The organism is Flavobacterium sp. LS1P28 (assembly GCF_003970335.1).
Taxonomy (GTDB): Bacteria; Bacteroidota; Bacteroidia; order Flavobacteriales; family Flavobacteriaceae; genus Flavobacterium.
In genome coordinates this window covers 65,315-83,068 of sequence record NZ_RYDI01000003.1, presented here as the reverse complement: position 1 = coordinate 83,068, position 17,754 = coordinate 65,315, and the positions used below count along the sequence as shown (strand labels likewise).

The 17,754-nt window shown below is 36.9% G+C and carries 16 protein-coding genes; 8 read left to right on the top strand and 8 right to left on the bottom strand.

The window, feature by feature from the left end:
* Positions 1–196: 196 nt before the first annotated feature.
* The 4 genes from dnaJ to EKL97_RS04240 form a co-directional block, all read right to left on the bottom strand.
* Positions 197–1,312: a molecular chaperone DnaJ gene (gene dnaJ, locus EKL97_RS04255; RefSeq protein ID WP_126453722.1), complete on the bottom strand. Its 1,116-nt coding sequence runs from the start codon at positions 1,310–1,312 to the stop codon at positions 197–199.
* Positions 1,313–1,388: 76 nt separating this feature from the next.
* A complete protein-coding gene (locus EKL97_RS04250; RefSeq protein ID WP_126461203.1) occupies positions 1,389–1,961 on the bottom strand; it encodes a nucleotide exchange factor GrpE in 573 nt (190 codons plus the stop codon).
* Positions 1,962–2,249: 288 nt separating this feature from the next.
* Positions 2,250–3,626, bottom strand: coding sequence for a histidine--tRNA ligase (hisS, locus tag EKL97_RS04245; protein ID WP_126568230.1), 1,377 nt, complete (start codon positions 3,624–3,626; stop codon positions 2,250–2,252).
* A 125-nt stretch (positions 3,627–3,751) separates the two neighbouring features.
* A complete protein-coding gene (locus tag EKL97_RS04240) occupies positions 3,752–4,840 on the bottom strand; it encodes a hypothetical protein (RefSeq protein ID WP_126555248.1) in 1,089 nt (362 codons plus the stop codon).
* A gap of 235 nt (positions 4,841–5,075) precedes the next feature.
* On the opposite strand from EKL97_RS04240, the gene EKL97_RS04235 reads away from it, so the two are divergent.
* Positions 5,076–6,320, top strand: a complete 1,245-nt coding sequence (locus tag EKL97_RS04235) for an ABC transporter permease (protein WP_197037205.1) — start codon at positions 5,076–5,078, stop codon at positions 6,318–6,320.
* Between the two features lie 59 nt (positions 6,321–6,379).
* Here EKL97_RS04235 and prmC read toward each other — a convergent pair whose 3' ends face one another.
* A complete protein-coding gene (prmC, locus tag EKL97_RS04230; RefSeq protein ID WP_126568229.1) occupies positions 6,380–7,255 on the bottom strand; it encodes a peptide chain release factor N(5)-glutamine methyltransferase in 876 nt (291 codons plus the stop codon).
* Positions 7,256–7,269: 14 nt separating this feature from the next.
* Entirely contained in the window at positions 7,270–7,755 is a 486-nt protein-coding gene (locus EKL97_RS04225) for a GNAT family N-acetyltransferase (protein ID WP_126461216.1), read from the bottom strand.
* Between the two features lie 140 nt (positions 7,756–7,895).
* Here EKL97_RS04225 and ribD point away from each other — a divergent pair, with 140 nt between their 5' ends.
* From ribD to EKL97_RS04210, 3 genes are read left to right on the top strand one after another with little or no spacing between them, the layout of a single operon-like run.
* On the top strand, positions 7,896–8,939 hold the full coding sequence (ribD, locus tag EKL97_RS04220; protein ID WP_126568227.1) for a bifunctional diaminohydroxyphosphoribosylaminopyrimidine deaminase/5-amino-6-(5-phosphoribosylamino)uracil reductase RibD: 1,044 nt from the start codon (positions 7,896–7,898) through the stop codon (positions 8,937–8,939).
* Positions 8,932–9,534: an HAD family hydrolase gene (locus EKL97_RS04215; RefSeq protein WP_126461222.1), complete on the top strand. Its 603-nt coding sequence runs from the start codon at positions 8,932–8,934 to the stop codon at positions 9,532–9,534. Before ribD ends, EKL97_RS04215 begins: the two co-directional genes overlap by 8 nt.
* A 55-nt stretch (positions 9,535–9,589) precedes the next feature.
* Positions 9,590–10,213 (top strand): IMPACT family protein, encoded by a 624-nt coding sequence (locus EKL97_RS04210; protein WP_199742815.1) that lies wholly within the window; start codon positions 9,590–9,592, stop codon positions 10,211–10,213.
* A gap of 29 nt (positions 10,214–10,242) precedes the next feature.
* On the opposite strand, the gene EKL97_RS04205 is transcribed toward EKL97_RS04210, so the two are convergent.
* Positions 10,243–10,647 carry an acyl-CoA thioesterase gene (locus EKL97_RS04205; protein ID WP_126461228.1) on the bottom strand — a complete coding sequence of 135 codons (405 nt, stop codon included), beginning with the start codon at positions 10,645–10,647 and terminating at the stop codon, positions 10,243–10,245.
* 186 nt (positions 10,648–10,833) lie between these two features.
* On the opposite strand from EKL97_RS04205, the gene dnaA reads away from it, so the two are divergent.
* The 4 genes from dnaA (at position 10,834) to EKL97_RS04185 (ending at position 14,863) form a co-directional block, all read left to right on the top strand.
* Positions 10,834–12,261 (top strand): chromosomal replication initiator protein DnaA, encoded by a 1,428-nt coding sequence (gene dnaA, locus EKL97_RS04200; protein WP_126461231.1) that lies wholly within the window; start codon positions 10,834–10,836, stop codon positions 12,259–12,261.
* A 7-nt stretch (positions 12,262–12,268) separates the two neighbouring features.
* On the top strand, positions 12,269–12,736 hold the full coding sequence (locus EKL97_RS04195) for a low molecular weight protein-tyrosine-phosphatase (RefSeq protein WP_126568226.1): 468 nt from the start codon (positions 12,269–12,271) through the stop codon (positions 12,734–12,736).
* An 87-nt stretch (positions 12,737–12,823) separates the two neighbouring features.
* Positions 12,824–13,546, top strand: coding sequence for an SAM-dependent methyltransferase (locus EKL97_RS04190; protein ID WP_126568224.1), 723 nt, complete (start codon positions 12,824–12,826; stop codon positions 13,544–13,546).
* 435 nt (positions 13,547–13,981) lie between these two features.
* Positions 13,982–14,863, top strand: a complete 882-nt coding sequence (locus EKL97_RS04185; protein ID WP_126461240.1) for an SDR family oxidoreductase — start codon at positions 13,982–13,984, stop codon at positions 14,861–14,863.
* Between the two features lie 215 nt (positions 14,864–15,078).
* Here EKL97_RS04185 and EKL97_RS04180 read toward each other — a convergent pair whose 3' ends face one another.
* Positions 15,079–17,010 (bottom strand): polysaccharide biosynthesis protein, encoded by a 1,932-nt coding sequence (locus EKL97_RS04180; RefSeq protein ID WP_126564286.1) that lies wholly within the window; start codon positions 17,008–17,010, stop codon positions 15,079–15,081.
* Positions 17,011–17,754: the final 744 nt, after the last annotated feature.

The following is a 17,754-nucleotide window of genomic DNA, read 5'->3' as shown; positions in this document are numbered from 1 at the left end:
TCGTGCCAAAATACTAAGAATTGTTTCCTTTATGTAGCATTTAATTTTTAGCGATCCTCTGTTATTGCCTTAAGTGTATTGGTGTTTATATGCAAACAAATTGTTAATGACGATTTCATAAAAAACCCATCCTTATTATAACAAGGATGGGTAATGTATTTTTATAATCGAATCGATAACTCGAGTCTAACTTTTTTTATGAAAACATGTCTTTTACTTTCTCAAAAAAGGATTTGTCTGATTTTTCCGGATTTGGAATAAAATTCTCATCCGTAAGATTTTTTTCGAAAAACTGTTTTTGATCTTTATCCAGCGTTTTTGGCGTCCAAACATTGACATGAACCAGTAAATCGCCGTTTCCATACCCATTGATACTCGGAATTCCTTTTCCTTTTAATCTCAAAATTTTACCGGATTGGATTCCTTCTTCTAGTTTGATTCTCACTTTTCCGTTTATAGCTTCAATGTCTTTGGAAATTCCTAGAACCGCTTCTGCAAAACTGATGTATAAATCGTAGTGTAAATTCTCTCCTTCGCGTTTCAAGAATTCATGCTCTAACTCTTCAATTGCCACAATTAAATCTCCAGGAATACTGTTTCCCGGAGCATCGTTCCCTTTATTAGACACTTTCAACTGCATACCGTCTACCACACCCGCAGGTATTTTTATAGAAACCGTTTCATCTTCAAGAATCATTCCTTGCGCGTCTGCTTCGGCTGGTTTTTTATCTAGAATTTGTCCGGAACCACCACAGGTAGGACAGGTAGAAGCCGATTGCATTCTGCCCAAAATGGTATTCGTAACACGCATTACTTGTCCTTGACCGTTACAGGTTGAACACGTTTTATAACTAACTCCAGGGGCCTGAACTTTACGTTTTACTTTTACTTTTTTCTCCACGCCGTTGGCAATTTCTTCCAACGTCAATTTTACTTTGATGCGCAGGTTACTTCCTTTAGCGCGACGAACACCGCCTCCACCACTGTTGAAACCACCAAAACCGCCACCAAAAATATCCCCAAACTGACTAAAAATATCATCCATATTCATGCCTCCGTGACCACCTCCGCCACTGAAACCACCCGATCCATCAAAAGCTTGATGGCCGTATTGGTCGTATTTGGCTTTTTTCTGAGGGTCGCTCAATACTTCGTAAGCTTCAGCAGCTAGTTTGAATTTATCTTCTGCCGATTTGTCTCCGGGATTTTTGTCAGGATGGTACTGTAAAGCGTTTTTTCTATATGCTTTTTTAATTTCAGCAGCATCAGCACTTTTAGAAATGCCTAATATTTCGTAAAAATCTTTTTTCATTTTTATTTTTTTATACAGTACAGACGCAATGTATCTCGTCTTTGTCTATTTAATTAAGACGCAATAAATCGCATCTCTACTGACCGATAACCACTTTTGGAAAACGAATGATCTTGTCTCCTAATTTATATCCTTTTTCAAGAACATCAACAATTTTCCCCTTCATCTTTGGAGCTGGAATCTGAGTAATTGCCTCTGCAAAATCCGCATCAAAAACATCTCCAGCTTTAACCTCAACTTGCTCTAATCCTTTAGAAATCAAAGTGCTTTTTAATTTCTCATGAATAAGCTCCACTCCCTTTGTCAACAATTCGTCATCCGATTTGTTTATTTCAACCAAAGCCCTGTCAAAATCATCCAATACAGGCAGCATCGCTAATAACACTTCTTGATTAGCCGTTTTGAATAATTCAATACGCTCTTTGGTTGTTCTGCGTTTGTAATTTTCAAATTCAGCAAATAAGCGTAAATATTTATCTTTCTCTTTAGCTAAGTCTTGCGTTAATTGCTCTTCTACACTTAATTCCTCAACAATGATTTGCTCTTCATTGGCATTATTTTCTAATGTCACCTCCTCTAATTCTTGATCGATTTCTGTATTTTCGGTAGTCATAGTACTCGTATTTTTAAAAATATTCTTAAACTTCATTTTTATTCTTTTTGGGATTGCAAAAGTACTGCCAATTCTTTTAAAATGTCAAATTGTCATCTTTTTATTGATTTCGCTTTTCTTTTCAATATAACACCTGAGTACTCAAAATTTTAAGATTATTTTAAGATTATCTTGCTATTGTTTCTTTAGCTTTGTTAAAATTTTTTATTTAGAACACTTTTAGAAAGTAAAAACTTACGATTTTATTCTAAACAATTATTAATTCACCATTACCTAATAGTAAAAAAAAGCTTCGTGTACTAAAACGGAGCTTTTTTTATGTGTTTAAGACCGCAACAAATCTTGTTTTAGACTCTCAAAATCCACTGTACGCTGTTCCCCCGATATTAAATTTTTGAGCACAAACGTATCCGACGCTATTTCCTGTTCTCCTGCAATTACGGCAAAAGGAATTCCTCGTTTGTCGGCATGCTGAAACTGCTTGGCCACTTTGGCATTATCCGGATACAATTCCACTTTAATTCCTGCAGCTCTAAGCTTCTGAATGGCTTGCAATCCATAAAAAGCTTCAGCATCACCATAATTAATGAACAATGCTTTTGAAGTTGCTGTTACGGTTTCCGGAAACAAATTCAATTCTTCAATCACCAGGTAAATGCGGTCCAGTCCAAAAGAAATCCCCACACCACTCATGTTTTTCAATCCAAAAATTCCGGTCAAATCATCGTATCGTCCGCCGCCGCCAATGGAGCCCATTGCAACAGCTTTTGGCGGCGCCACTTCAAAAATGGCACCGGTATAATAATTCAATCCCCTAGCCAGAGTTACATCCAGGTCTAAAGTCGAATTGCTCAAACCTAATTTCATCACATTATCACAAATGAAACGCAATTCTTCCACGCCTTTCATTCCTTCCTCTGACTCAGCAAGCAAGACTGAAAGTTGGCTTATTTTTTCAGAAATGGTTCCTGTAAAATGGAATAACGGCTGGACTTTCAGAATTGCTGCTGCTGAAATTCCTTTCTCCATCATTTCTTTTTTGACCCCTTCTTCGCCAATTTTGTCCAGTTTATCGAGTGCCACTGTGAAATCGATCAGTTTATCCGATGCTCCAATCACGTCTGCAATACCGGATAATATTTTTCGGTTATTGATTTTGATGGTTACCCCTTCTAATCCCAAAGCTGAAAAAACAGTGTCATATAATTGCACTAATTCTACTTCTTGCCACAATGATTTAGACCCTACCACATCCGCATCACATTGAAAAAACTCTCTGAAACGGCCTTTTTGGGGGCGATCCGCTCTCCAAACGGGTTGGATTTGGTATCTTTTGAACGGGAATTCAATCTCGTTTTGGTGCTGTACCACATACCGGGCAAATGGAACGGTTAAGTCATACCGCAACGCTTTCTCCGAAATGCTCGCTGTCAGTTTTGTACTGTCTTTATTTTCGAGATGCGTGGCATTGGCTTTCGCCAAATATTCTCCGGAATTCAAAATCTTAAAAATCAAACGGTCGCCTTCTTCTCCGTATTTTCCCATTAGGGTTTCGGAATTTTCAAATGAAGGGGTTTCTATGGGTTGAAAACCAAATTTCTCGAAATTGTTTTTTATGATTTGGATGATATAGTGCCGTTTTGCCACCTCGGTTGGTGAGAAATCTCTGGTTCCTTTTGGAATACTAGGTTTTGATGCCATTTTAATTAATTACAAATTACGAAATACGAATTACAAAAAACAAAATCGATTTCTTCAAAATCGTAATGGCTACATTGAAAATCCTAATTCTCTCTGCAAATATCCTGATTTTTAAATAAAAAAAATTAGAAATTTCCAATTATCTCAAATTCCTTCTTTTGGTCTTTGTTATCAGAAACTCGTTTCAAAAAATCTTTAAGCTCATTCGTTAAAGGCAGTTGATTTTGAGTGTTCCAAAAGGTTGCCGAATAAGGAAATTTAGCTTTAAAAACATCTTTGTCAACAGCAAAATTGGATTCTACTTTTTCATTCGTAACAGAATTGGTTGTAAAATAATCCATTGTTAAGTTGTATTTAAATGACCCATCGCTATTTTTATCAGCTAATACTTCTACCTGTGCATTCAGTTTTGCTAAATTGAGATAGTATTTATTTACTGTACTGTTTTTATTGTAGGTGACGAGTTTTTCGTATCGTGTGGTCCTATATTGCGTACTTGAAAGCTTAAATTTCTTAAAAGGTATTACTTCAGGATTATCATAGATTGACACAAAAAATTCGACAATTGCGTAATCATTTCTATTAATAATAAAATACCCTTTACTAATTTGCCCCCAAACATTTTTTTGTTTGGCTTCAAATAAAAATTTTCTAAAATCAAAATCATTATAATCCACCTCGGTAAAAATATTTTGATCCAACGCTGGATAGAATCCACCAAAAAACTCTGTAAAATCTGGAAAGGCAAAATCAATCTGCTTCTTTTTTTCAAAAAAACTAGTTTTCCTCATATTTAAAACTTCGATCTCACTAAAATTTTTGGGAAATGAATTTTTACCTCTTTTGGCGTGAATATCCTGCAACACGACGATGCTGTTGCCTTTTTTGAGTACATTTCTTAAAAAGAAGTTTGAAGTATACTTTGCACTATAATTGTCGACCATTTTATCATATACTTTTTTGATAAACGATTCATTATTAGCCACAACAACCTCCTTTAGTTCAAAGGCTTTGGCTTCCATAAAAATGGTGTCGTGCCTTTCTATTCTTTCAAAAGTAGTTTTCAGAGAATTATAGCCCAGCAAATTAAAATTAATTTCATTACGGCCAGAAATAAATACAAATAATCCTTCTTGATTTGTTGTAGAATTATCTTTATCATTATAAATACTAACGTTTTCTAAAGGTACTTTTGTTGTTTTATCAGCAATCATTTTAGTGATTTTAAAATTCTGGGAGTGACCAATATTGCTACAAAAAAGAATACAGAAAAAGGCGAAAAAAATATTATTCATTTCAAATAATTATAAATTAAAAATTTCAAAAAAATATATTTCCTAAAAATGGAAATTTAAATTTTTCTCACACCAAATATATTGATTCAAAATAAATATTCTGTCTTCGAAAGCTTAATTTGTAACAAAAATTGTAATTTCGTGTCAAACGTATATGATGTTAAAATTATTCAAAGAAAATATTCGGATTGCATTTGGTTCCATCCGAACGCAATTGTTGCGAACGGTGCTTACGGTGATGATTATCGCTATTGGGATCACGGCTTTAGTCAGTATTCTTACGGTTGTTTCGGCACTTGAAAACACTATTTCCTCAGATTTTGCCTCCATGGGAGCCAATACCTTCAACATTAAACAGTACGAAAACACCACTCGAAATCGTGGCGGGGACGAGCGAGAAATCATTAATCCCATCATTTCTTATCCGGAGGCTGTGGCTTTCAAGAAAAAATACAACTACCCATTTACAGAAACGTCGCTTTCCTTTACCGCGACATCTGCCGCCGAAGTAAAATATGAGGCAACAAAAACGGATCCCGAAAATGCGATCCTCGGAGTTGACGAATTTTTCATAACGAATTCCGGATTAGCAACCAGTTCCGGTCGCAATTTTACAGGATTTGACATTGACAACAATGCGTATGTATGTGTTGTAGGGTCTGATTTTGAAAAAGGATTGCTGAAAGACGTAAATCCCATTGATAAAATAATATCCATCCGAGGAGCTAAATTTAAGGTCATCGGAGTTTTGAAAGAGAAAGGATCCACGTTTGGGAACAGTCAGGATTTACGGGTTTTGATTCCAATTCAACTAGCGCGCTCCTTGTTTACGGCACCCAACATCAATTATACAGTGAGTGTCATGGTGGGCAAAAAAGAATTACTGGAACAAGCTCTGGACAACGCCACAAGTACGATGCGCCGGATTCGTAAATTGAGTCCCGTAGAAGACAGTAATTTTGGCGTCGTGCGCAGCGATGACTTGATCAACCGAATTTTAGGAATCACAAAATACCTGGGACTGGCATCCTGGCTTATAGGCATCATCACCGTGCTGGGATCTTCGATAGCCCTGATGAATATCATGATCGTCTCCGTTACGGAACGCACCCGGGAAATTGGAGTCCGTAAAGCCTTGGGAGCCAAGAAAACGACAATCGCCATTCAGTTTTTTATAGAAACATTACTGATAGGCCAAATGGGCGGATTAGTAGGCATTATTTTTGGAATCCTAATCGGATTTGGTATTGCCACAGCCATGGACTTTGCCTTTGTAATTCCGTGGGGCGCTATCATGGCGGCTTTTATTACCAGTTTCATTGTAGCGATTGCTTCCGGTTTATATCCCGCAATCAAAGCGGCGGTCCTGGATCCCATTGAAGCCTTGCGTTATGAGTAGATTACAGTGGTCAGTCTCTAAAACTTTTGAAAAACTGATCCGTTTTCAACTTATAAATACTAATTACTTATTTCTCCTTTAATCATCCGGTCATTCCCGTAAATATCTTTTCGTAATTCGATGTTTTTGAAATTCATTTTTTCGAGTAAATCGACCATTTCTTTGCCTAAATACTGATTAATTTCAAAATACAACTTTCCGTTTGGCAGCAGATTTTTTTGAGCCAGTTTGGCTATTTTTTTATAAAAAATCAATGCGTCATTATCTTCTACAAAAAGTGCCAGATGCGGTTCATAGTCCAATACATTTTTCTTAATTTCCTCTTTTTCTAAATTGCGAACATACGGCGGGTTAGAAACAATAACATCAAATTCCTGAAGTAAATCTTCAGTTTCAAGAATGTTCTGATTGATAAAAGTAATATTTACAGCATTATTGTGGGCGTTATTGTGGGCTGTAGCCAACGCTTTTTCAGACACATCAATTGCAAAAACCTGCGCATTCGGAATGTGTTTTGCCAATGAAACAGCAATACAACCACTTCCCGTGCCTATGTCAAGAATCTTTAAATCTTTGAATTTTTCAATCTTTAAATTATTTCTAATAATCCATGCGACTAGTTCTTCGGTTTCGGGTCTTGGAATCAATACATTTTCATTGACTTCAAAATCCAATCCGTAAAAACTCGTTTTGCCTAAAAGATATTGTATCGGGATTTCCTGTTTTAATTGTGCCAAAATCGAATTCCAAACTACCCTTTCCGTTTCCGAAAAAACCAAATCAGGATGCAAGGCCAGATCTATTCTTTTCAGTTGATGCTTTTCTTCTGCTATTAAATAGAAAAAACTCTCTGCTTCTCCGGCATCATAAATTGGAGTCAGTTCTTGAATAAATTGGGTTCTGTAATCTCTAATTTTAACGGAACTGTTTTTCATTTAAAATTCATGATTTATAATTTTTTGAGCATCCATATCGGACAACTGGTATGACCAGTGCTTCCCATGGGCGACTCAAGGTATTCAAAACCTACTTTCTTATACAGTTTCTGGGCATCAAGCATAAATGGCATGGTTTCAAGATAACAATTTTCAAAACCAAAATCCTTGGCACTTTCTAAACACTGAGCCATCATCTGACTTCCAAGTCCAAGACCTCTGGTTTCCGGCAGGAAATACATTTTTTGAAGTTCACAAATGGTTTCTGCTTCATTTTCAAGTGGGGCAACCCCGGCAGAACCTATAATTTTCCCATCCTTTTCCACCACATAATAAACTGATTTTGGCTTATTATACTCCTCATACATTAAATCCAAATACGGATCTTCATACGCCGTTCCTACTTTTGGAATCTTTAATTCGTCAAAAACTGCTCGTATCAATGCTGCAACTGCGAGATTGTCTTCTTTTTTTATTTTTCTAATGCGGTACTTTTCCATTTTTTTTCAGAAACTAATTTTAGCCACAAAAGTATCAATTGTTTGTTGTTATTCTCTAAAGTTTTTAAAACTAATCCTGCCTCAATCCCAAGTTTGGGTACCTGATTGGGGCTACACGCAAAAATCACTACTTTTGTAGAGTGAAAATACATGAAAAATACATCAAACGGTGCGTCGAGCTGGCCAAAAATGGTCTGGGAACCACCTATCCAAATCCGTTAGTAGGCAGTGTAATTGTTTGTGACGGCAACATCATTGGCGAAGGCTGGCATAAAAAAGCAGGAGAACCGCACGCAGAAGTCCTTGCAATAAATTCCGTAAAAGACAAATCGCTGCTGAATAAAGCAACTATTTACGTGAGTTTAGAGCCCTGCAGTCATTTTGGCAAAACACCGCCCTGTTGTGATTTGATTATCAAAAATAAAATTCCAAATGTAGTTATAGGCACTGTTGACCCCAATATAAAAGTGGCAGGAAACGGAATCAAAAAGCTCATGGAAGCCGGAATACACGTAACCCTGGGCGTTTTGGAAGACGAATGCCAGGAGCTCAACAAAAGGTTTTTTACCTTTCACGAAAAGAAAAGGCCGTATATTATCTTGAAATGGGCACAAAGTCAAGATGGTTTTATTGCGCCAAAAGAAAAATCAGAAAAAAAACCGGTCTGGATCACCACTATTTATTCCAGACAACTGGTTCATAAATGGCGCACCGAGGAGCAAGCCATTCTGGTGGGAACACAAACTGTTATTGATGATAACCCAAAACTCAATGCGCGCGATTGGTATGGAAACAATCCCATTCGGGTGGTTTTAGATCAAAACAACCGCATCCCAAAAGACAGTCACATCTTTGACAATCACGTTAAAACTATCCTTTTTTCCGGATTTAAAACGGGTGTTGAAAAAGAAAATACTATCTTTGAGTGCATCGATTTTGAAAAAAACACAGCTGAACACTTGGTTCAATCCCTGTACAAACATCAAATTCAATCCGTTATCATTGAAGGCGGAAGGCAAACGCTGCAAACTTTTATCGATGCTAATCTTTGGGACGAAGCTCGAATATTTGTTGGAAATATCCAATTTAAAACTGGAATCAAGGCACCTATTCTTGTTCAAAAACAGTTCACAAAACAATGCATAGGTTCAGACGAACTTCTAATTCACAGAAACCATGATTAACACTATCATTTTTGATTTTGGAGATGTTTTTATCAACTTAGACAAACAAGCCACCGTTACTGCGTTCCAGAAATTAGGCCTGAAGGAATGGAATGCTGATTTAGACCATTTGAACATCCAGTTTGAAACCGGAAAAATTTCCCGTGAAAATTTCCTTTTGGGCATTCAAAAACATCTTCCAAATGCCACCACCAAAGAAATTCTAGCCGCTTGGAATGCCATACTCCTCGATTTCCCGTTGTATCGATTGGAATTCCTGCAAATGCTTTCGCAAAAATACCGCTTGTTTTTATTATCCAATACGGATGCTATTCATATAGAAACGTTCGAACGCAAAAACGGGATTTCTTTTTACAGGGATTTTTACCAATGCTTTGAGAAAGTCTATTTTTCATTTGAGCTAGGCTTAAGAAAACCAAATCCTGACGCTTTTCATCATTTGATAAGCAACCATGAATTAGCGCCCAAGCGAACGTTATTTGTCGATGATAAAAAAGAAAATACAGATGTCGCACTCGCATTGGGATTTGAAGTTTGGAATTTACAAGTAGGCACAGAAGATGTCATCCATTTACTGGACAAAAAAATAATTTGAAAGAACCGCTTCAAGTCATATCAAATTTCAAATTTCACTCCTTTTTTTAATTTAATTGAAAGATACGTACAACACCATTGCATTTCCTTCAGAGGAACTGCTATTCAAAGAAAAAAACAGCAAATTTTTTGGCTACGCCTATCCCATTCAATCGGAGGACGAAGTAAAGCCGATCATCGATATTTTGCGGAAGCAACATCCTCATGCAGGACATTTTTGCTATGCCTATCAAATTGGCACCAGCACAGTGGCCTATAGAGCAAACGATGACGGAGAACCAAGCCATAGTGCCGGTATGCCTATTTACGGACAAATTCAGTCGTTTTCAGTCACTAATATCCTGCTAGTCGTAGTTCGGGTTTTTGGCGGCGTGAAGTTAGGCGTTGGCGGCTTGATTACTGCCTATAAAACCACGGCACAACTGATTCTGGAAAGCTGTGCCATTATAGAGAAAACAATCGATTGTCATTTTAGCCTCGCCTTTGAGTACCAAAATATGAATAAAGTAATGCGGGTCATCAAGGAACAAAAATTGGAAATTGTATCTCAGGAAATGGAAATAAGTGCGATCACTACCCTTCCGATAGGTAAAATCGAGCTAAAAACCCGAAAAAAAAATGCCGAAAAACTATTCGACACTTTCAATTCGATGTTTGAAATCGGTATAAAACGACTCTAATTCCCATTCAATATTGCTTCTTTTGTACTTTATTCGATTGTTTTTAACAATTCTAAAATATACGCTGGAGGAGCCATTGGACGACCTGTTTTTAAGGAGACAAAAACCAAAATAAATTGAGCCGTTGTTAATAACTCATCAGATTCATTATAAATAGCACAATCAAATTCTATCTTCACCGAAGTCTGGCTTTTGAAAATCGTATGAACCGTTAACAACTCATCATAGCGCGCTGATTTTTTATAATTAATATTCATAGAAACAATAGGCAGCGCAATTCCGCTTTGCTCCATATTTTTATAAGAGATCCCTTTGTTTCTAAGCCATTCCACCCTTCCTATCTCAAAATAAGGAATGTAATTCCCATGGTATACAACTCCCATTTGGTCCGTTTCCGAGTATCGCACCCGAACTTCTATTTGATGATCTTTCATTACTTATGTATTAAAAAAATTTAAATTTAAAAAAGCGCCTTACAACAATAATTCGGGAAATTAGTGCCCTATATATTTTTTTTTACAGAAATTTGTTCACATATTTGTTACCCCAATAAATAATCACACAACCTCTTTTTTTTAGTAAGATAAAAATTACCAATTAAAAATAATTTAATAGAATATATGAACAAAACTGCTCAATCAGTATGGGAAAACTGTTTGTCTTTCATAAAAGACAACATCCAAGACCAAGCGTACAAAACTTGGTTCGAACCAATCAAATCAGTTGAACTTACCGATAACGCATTATATATTCAGGTACCTAGTAAATTTTTCTACGAATGGCTCGAGGAACACTATGTAAAATTGTTAAAAGTGGCCCTTACTAAAGAACTTGGAAAAAATGCTAAGTTACTTTATAAAATCAGAATGGAAAACACTTACGGCAATAAACAACCGTTTACGGAACAGTTGCCAAGCGCCAATAGAGTTCCTATGAAGCCGCAAGAAGTAGATGCACCTTTTAAAAACTTAAACCCCGAATTAAGAAATCCATTTGTAATTCCAGGCATCCGAAATTTAAAAATCGAATCACAGCTGAATGCAAATTATAGTTTTGACAACTTTTTAGAAGGGGATTCAAATCGATTGGCTCGTTCTGCAGGTATGGCTGTTGCCAATAAACCGGGTGGAACTTCGTTCAATCCGTTATTAATTTTTGGTGGTGTTGGTCTTGGAAAAACGCATTTGGCGCATGCCATTGGGGTAGAAATAAAAGACAAATACCCTGAAAAAACCGTTTTATACATTTCGGCTGAAATTTTTACCCAACAATACATCGACTCGGTTAAGAAAAATAACCGAAATGATTTCATCCATTTCTATCAATTAATTGATGTTTTAATTATTGATGACGTGCAATTTCTTTCCGGAAAGTCAGGAACTCAGGATGTGTTTTTTCACATATTCAACTATTTACATCAAAACGGCAAACAGGTCATCCTAACTTCGGACAAGGCGCCTGTTGACATGCAAGATATTGAACAACGGTTACTTTCGCGTTTCAAATGGGGATTGAGTGCTGAATTGCACCAACCGGATTATGAAACCAGAATTTCCATCCTAAAAAACATATTGTACAGAGACGGCGTTGAAATTCCGGACGAAATCATCGAATACGTAGCGCGTAATATCAAATCGAATGTAAGGGAATTAGAAGGAGCCATTATATCATTGATTGCACAATCGTCTTTTAATAAAAAAGAAGTAACGCTGGAACTGGCTAAAAGTGTCGTTGAAAAATTTGTAAAAAATGTAAAACGAGAAATTTCTATTGATTACATTCAAAAAATTGTTTCGGAGTATTTCCAGCTGGATTTAGAAACACTGCAATCCAAAACCAGAAAAAGACACGTGGTGCAAGCCCGACAACTGGCGATGTTTTTTGCAAAAAAATTCACAAAAGCCTCTTTGGCAAATATTGGTTCCCAAATTGGAGATCGCGATCATGCTACAGTATTACACGCTTGCAAAACCGTTGATAATTTAGTGGCTACGGACAAACAATTCAAAAAATTTGTGGAAGACATCAATAAAAAATTAACGCTATAGACACCTTATGTCCATAAAAATTTTAATGGTTTGTTTGGGAAACATTTGTCGTTCCCCATTGGCTGAAGGCCTATTAGCTTCTAAGCTTCCAAAGAACAAATTCTCAGTGGATTCGGCAGGAACTGGATCCTGGCACATTGGCCATTCGCCAGACGAACGCTCTATTGCTGTTGCAAAAATAAACAAAATCAACATTTCAAATCAAAAAGGAAGGCAATTCAGCAGTGCTGATTTCGACACATTTGATTATATCTATGTCATGGATAATTCCAATTATGAGGATATAGTGCAGCTTGCGGAGCACCCGGAACAAATAGAAAAAGTACAACTGATTTTGAATGAATTATTTCCAAACGAAAAAGTAGATGTTCCTGATCCATATTTTGGTTTGCCTAATGGATTTGAAATTGTGTACAACATGCTGGATGAAGCGTGTACGGTTCTTGCACAAAAGCTAATCGCCAAACACACCTAGTTTTTTCGGATAAAATTATTTTGGATATCCTAACAATATACTGATCATACTATAAACACACTATTTTAAGGAACATAAATCACACCTATGAAACCAAACGCTGTTTTAGGAAAACTCTATCTAATCCCTACCACAATGGGCGATTGCGATCCTATGGATGTTTTGCCGCAAACCATAAAAAGAAGTATTGACCTCCTTGATTATTATATTGTAGAAAACGACAAAACAGCCCGCAAATCGATCAAAGGTGTTAGTCCTGAGAAGAAACAATCTGAGTTAAAACTTTTTGTTTTAAACAAACACACTGAAACCAAAGAACATTTAGACTTTATACAACCATTGCTGGAAGGGCAAAATATGGGCTTAATGAGCGAAGCAGGCTGTCCCGGAGTGGCTGATCCTGGTGCTGTGATTGTCAAATTAGCCCATGAAAAAGGTATTCAGGTTGTTCCTTTGGTTGGCCCTTCTTCCATCCTTTTGGCCATGATGGCTTCCGGAATGAACGGACAAAGCTTTACGTTTCATGGCTATTTGCCTATTGAAAAAGACGAAAAAAAAGCCAGTTTCAAAACCTTGGAAAGAGTTTCTTCTGAAAAAAATCAATCTCAGATTTTCATAGAAACGCCGTATCGCAACAACAAATTATTGGAAGATTTAGTACAAACACTGCATCCCGAAACACACTTGTGCATTGCTGCGGATATCACTTTACCGACCGAATATATCAAGACTAAGAAAATTGCGGCCTGGAAAAAAGAAACCATCGACCTGCACAAACGACCGACTATTTTTATCATCCACAAAATGTAAATTTAAACTTCTTTTCCTTTTACTAAAAAGGTAAACCAGATCCGTTAACAAAGTTACAATTCAATAAAACAACAGAATACGCTGAATTGTTGGACTTAATAAAACAACACCTCTAATCATTAATTCTAATTATAAAACCCTATTTTTATGATTAGAATTAATGATTTTTTTTAGGAGTAAACTTCCAAATAGCAGCACGAGTATATTTATTGTTATGAAGTTCCCATAGTACGCGATCATTACACCCCAAATTGGGCGATTATAGAAAAAGCATGCACTCCAAAAACAAAAATGATTACAACACACACGCGGGAGAAACTGTTGAATCGTCGTGTAATGGAGTCATCCTTTAGCAAATCGTTTCAATATATTATTATTTTATTATGCATGCATACTATTTAATTTTGCTATATTTACCATTAAAACATAAAAAACATGAGTTATACAGATAAAATGTTACGGGACGATGCTCTTAAAGGCAAAGTGATTGTAGTCACCGGAGGCGGAAGTGGTTTAGGAAAAGCGATGACTCACTATTTCTTGGAATTAGGTGCGCAAGTCGCCATCACCTCCAGGGATTTAGAAAAACTAAAAAAAACCGCTGCGGAGCTGGAAACGCTAACTGGCGGAACCTGCCTTCCTATTCAATGTGACGTACGTCATTATAGTGAAGTCGAAAACATGCTGCAAGAGGTTTTGAACACTTTTGGCAAAGTGGATGTCCTGCTTAATAACGCCGCCGGAAATTTCATTTCCCCCACAGAAAGACTCTCTGCCAATGCTTTTGACACCGTGATTGATATTGTTTTGAAAGGGACAAAAAACTGCACCCTTGCTTTTGGGAAACATTGGATTGACACCAAACAAAAATCAGCAACCATTTTAAACATCGTAACAACGTATGCCTGGACCGGTTCTGCTTATGTGGTGCCTAGTGCGACAGCAAAAGCAGGTGTCCTGGCAATGACGCGCAGTCTTGCTGTAGAATGGGCAAAATACGGAATCCGTTCTAATGCAATTGCACCGGGACCTTTTCCGACTAAAGGCGCATGGGACCGTTTACTACCCGGTGACTTAGCCGAGAAATTTGATATGGCAAAAAAAGTGCCATTGAAACGCGTGGGAGACCATCAGGAACTGGCTAATTTAGCGGCTTATCTGGTCTCTGATTTTTCAGCGTATGTCAATGGTGAAGTGGTGGTGATTGATGGTGGTGAGTGGCTGAAAGGCGCCGGACAATTCAATCTGTTAGAAGCGATACCGGAAGCACTTTGGGATCAACTGGAGCTGTTGATTAAAGCAAAGAAAAATAAATAATCCATACCCTACTCGGAACCAATTAAGTCCAAAGTTTAAACATCATAAAGTCAAATATGAAACTCGCTGGATGAAGATTGTTTTAATTGCAATTTTCATCCGTACGAGTGATCTTGATTTTGGGCGATCGTATGGGAAGTAATAAATTTGGAATTAAAAACGGCTCTCGAAACACGTCGCTCCGAGTGCGAAGCGTATTGAGAAGTTCACAATAATTATTGTTCTGTTAAATAAGGAACCGCAGCAACTTCCTCGTGTTTATCTAATATTTCATACGCTGAATTCATACTTTTAAATTCAGGCACAATCTTTTTCATTTGCGTCACAATAGCCTTATTTCCGAACCTGCTGGCAATACAAATTAATTCATCAATATCTGCATGTAATCCTTCAAACTCCTCTTGAATTTCCTGCGCAATCATAATTTTAGCATGGTGTGTGGGTATCGACTTAGACGTGTCATTGAGCAATTCCTCGTATAATTTTTCCCCGGGACGCAACCCTACAATTTGTATTTTAATGTCTTTATCCGGAATAAATCCCGCTAACTTAATCATCTTTCGAGCCAAATCAATAATTTTAACCGGTTTCCCCATGTCAAAAATATAAATCTCCCCTCCGTTCCCCATCGCACCCGCTTCCAGCACTAGTTGACACGCCTCTGGTATGGTCATAAAATAACGGATGATGTCCTTGTGGGTGATGGTCAGCGGCCCTCCTTCGGCAATTTGTTTTGTAAACAAAGGCACTACAGATCCATTGGATCCCAAAACATTACCAAAACGCGTCGTAATGAACTTTGTAGCTTCCTCCCCGTTCTCAATCTGATCCCTGAGTTGCAAGGACTGCACGTATTTTTCGGCGATCCGTTTGCTGGCTCCCATGACATTACTGGGGTTTACCGCTTTATCGGTAGAGACCATCACAAACTTTTTGACTTTGTACAAACAAGACAAATCAGCCAGAATTTTAGTTCCTTCAATATTGGTGAATATAGCCTGACAGGGATTTTCTTCCATCAGCGGCACATGTTTATAAGCTGCAGCATGATAAACAACCTGCGGACGGTAGGCTTTAAAGATTTCATCCATAGCCTGTCTGTTTCTGACATCTCCAATTACCGTGCATATTTTTACTGTGGTACTGATGTTTTCGGTTTCCAGTTTTAAATGATGCAATGGGGTCTCCGCCTGATCCAGAATAATAATTTTCTTAGGATTAAACACCAATATTTGTCGGACGATTTCGCTTCCTATAGAACCTGCTGCACCAGTAATCAAAACTACCTTATCCTTTAATTGTTTCGATATGGCTTTATTGTCCAGCACTATTGGTTTTCGCTCCAACAAATCTTCAATTTGTATGGTTTTTACTTTTTGGGAAATTTCCTTTTGATTTTCCCAATCGGAGATCAGCGGAACGGTAAATACCTTATAATTATACTCCAGACACTGGTCTACGATCACAATCTGTTCTTCTTTAGACAAACTTTTATCCGCTATAATGACACTTTCGGCACCTATAGAACGCATTAGTGTAGGCAACTTTTTCTTTTGGATTAAAATAGGCAAATCCAGCATGCGCTTAGATGCGTTTTGATTGTTCTTATCTACAAACCCGACTATTTTAAAGCGGGATGGTGTTTCAAATTTCAGCGCATTCGCTACCGAAATCGCATTGGCATCGGTTCCATAAATTATGGTTCGTATCAATTTACTGTCGTTCTTTTCTGAAAAATATAACTCAAACGTTTGCTTCACGACCACTCGGTATAAAAACAGGCCACAAAAAGAAAGTACAATATTGATAAAAAGGGCTGTATTTAAGAATGCTTTTTGTTTAAAAAAAATTTGGAAAAGAAAATTAAAAATAAAAAAAACAATCAGTACGGACATTTGTGAAAATAACAACTTGACCGCATCAATATTAGAAGAGTGCCTAATGATCCCGGAATAGGTTCTGAAAAGCCAAAAGAAAAACAAATTAGTCGCAAAAAAACCAGCAATTAAAATTGTGCTGTGGTCGGTAATAATATAATCCATTCCTGTTCCTTTAAAGATCAGAAAAGTAAACACAAAGGAGGTGGTAAGCACCATAAGATCAATTAATACGATGATCCATCGGGGCAAATAACCTAAATTATGCATGTTCAGCCTTCGGTTTATTCTTGAAAAAAATTTAGAATTAAATCGGGTTGCATTTCTGTTGGTTTCCGGGTTCAAAATTGATTGGTTTTAGGTTATGCGCTTTAAACGATATTCACGTCAAATATATGAAATAAAACATTTTCTTACACGCACTATTTTTTTTAAGCCGAACAAAAAGACTATTCCTTGTGTGTCATCAATAAAAATAGAGGTGTTTTGTCTGGATAGATGTTAGAGGAAGGAGACCAAAGAACTGTGTTCAAACAGCTTAAGTAAATCACATAAAAAATCTTTTTTAACACAGATTACACCAATTTTCACAGATTATTTTTTGAATGGGAAGAGGAAACTCAGTAACAACTATTATATACTGTCGTGTATTAAAAATAGAGGTGTTTTGTCTGGATAGATGTTAGAGGAAGGAGACCAAAGAACTGTGTTCAAACGGCTTAAGTAAATCACATAAGAAATCTTTTTTAACACAGATTACACCAATTTTCACAGATTATTTTTTGAATGGGAAGAGGAAACTCAGTAACAACTATTATATACTGTCGTGTATTAAAAATAGAGGTGTTTTGTCTGGATAGATGTTAGAGGAAGGAGACCAAAGAACTGTGTTCAAATAGACGAAGCAAATCAAATAACGAGTCTTTTTTAACACAAATTACACCAATTTTCACAGATTATTTTTTGAATGGGAAGAGGAAACTCAGTAACAACTATTATATACTGTCGTGTATT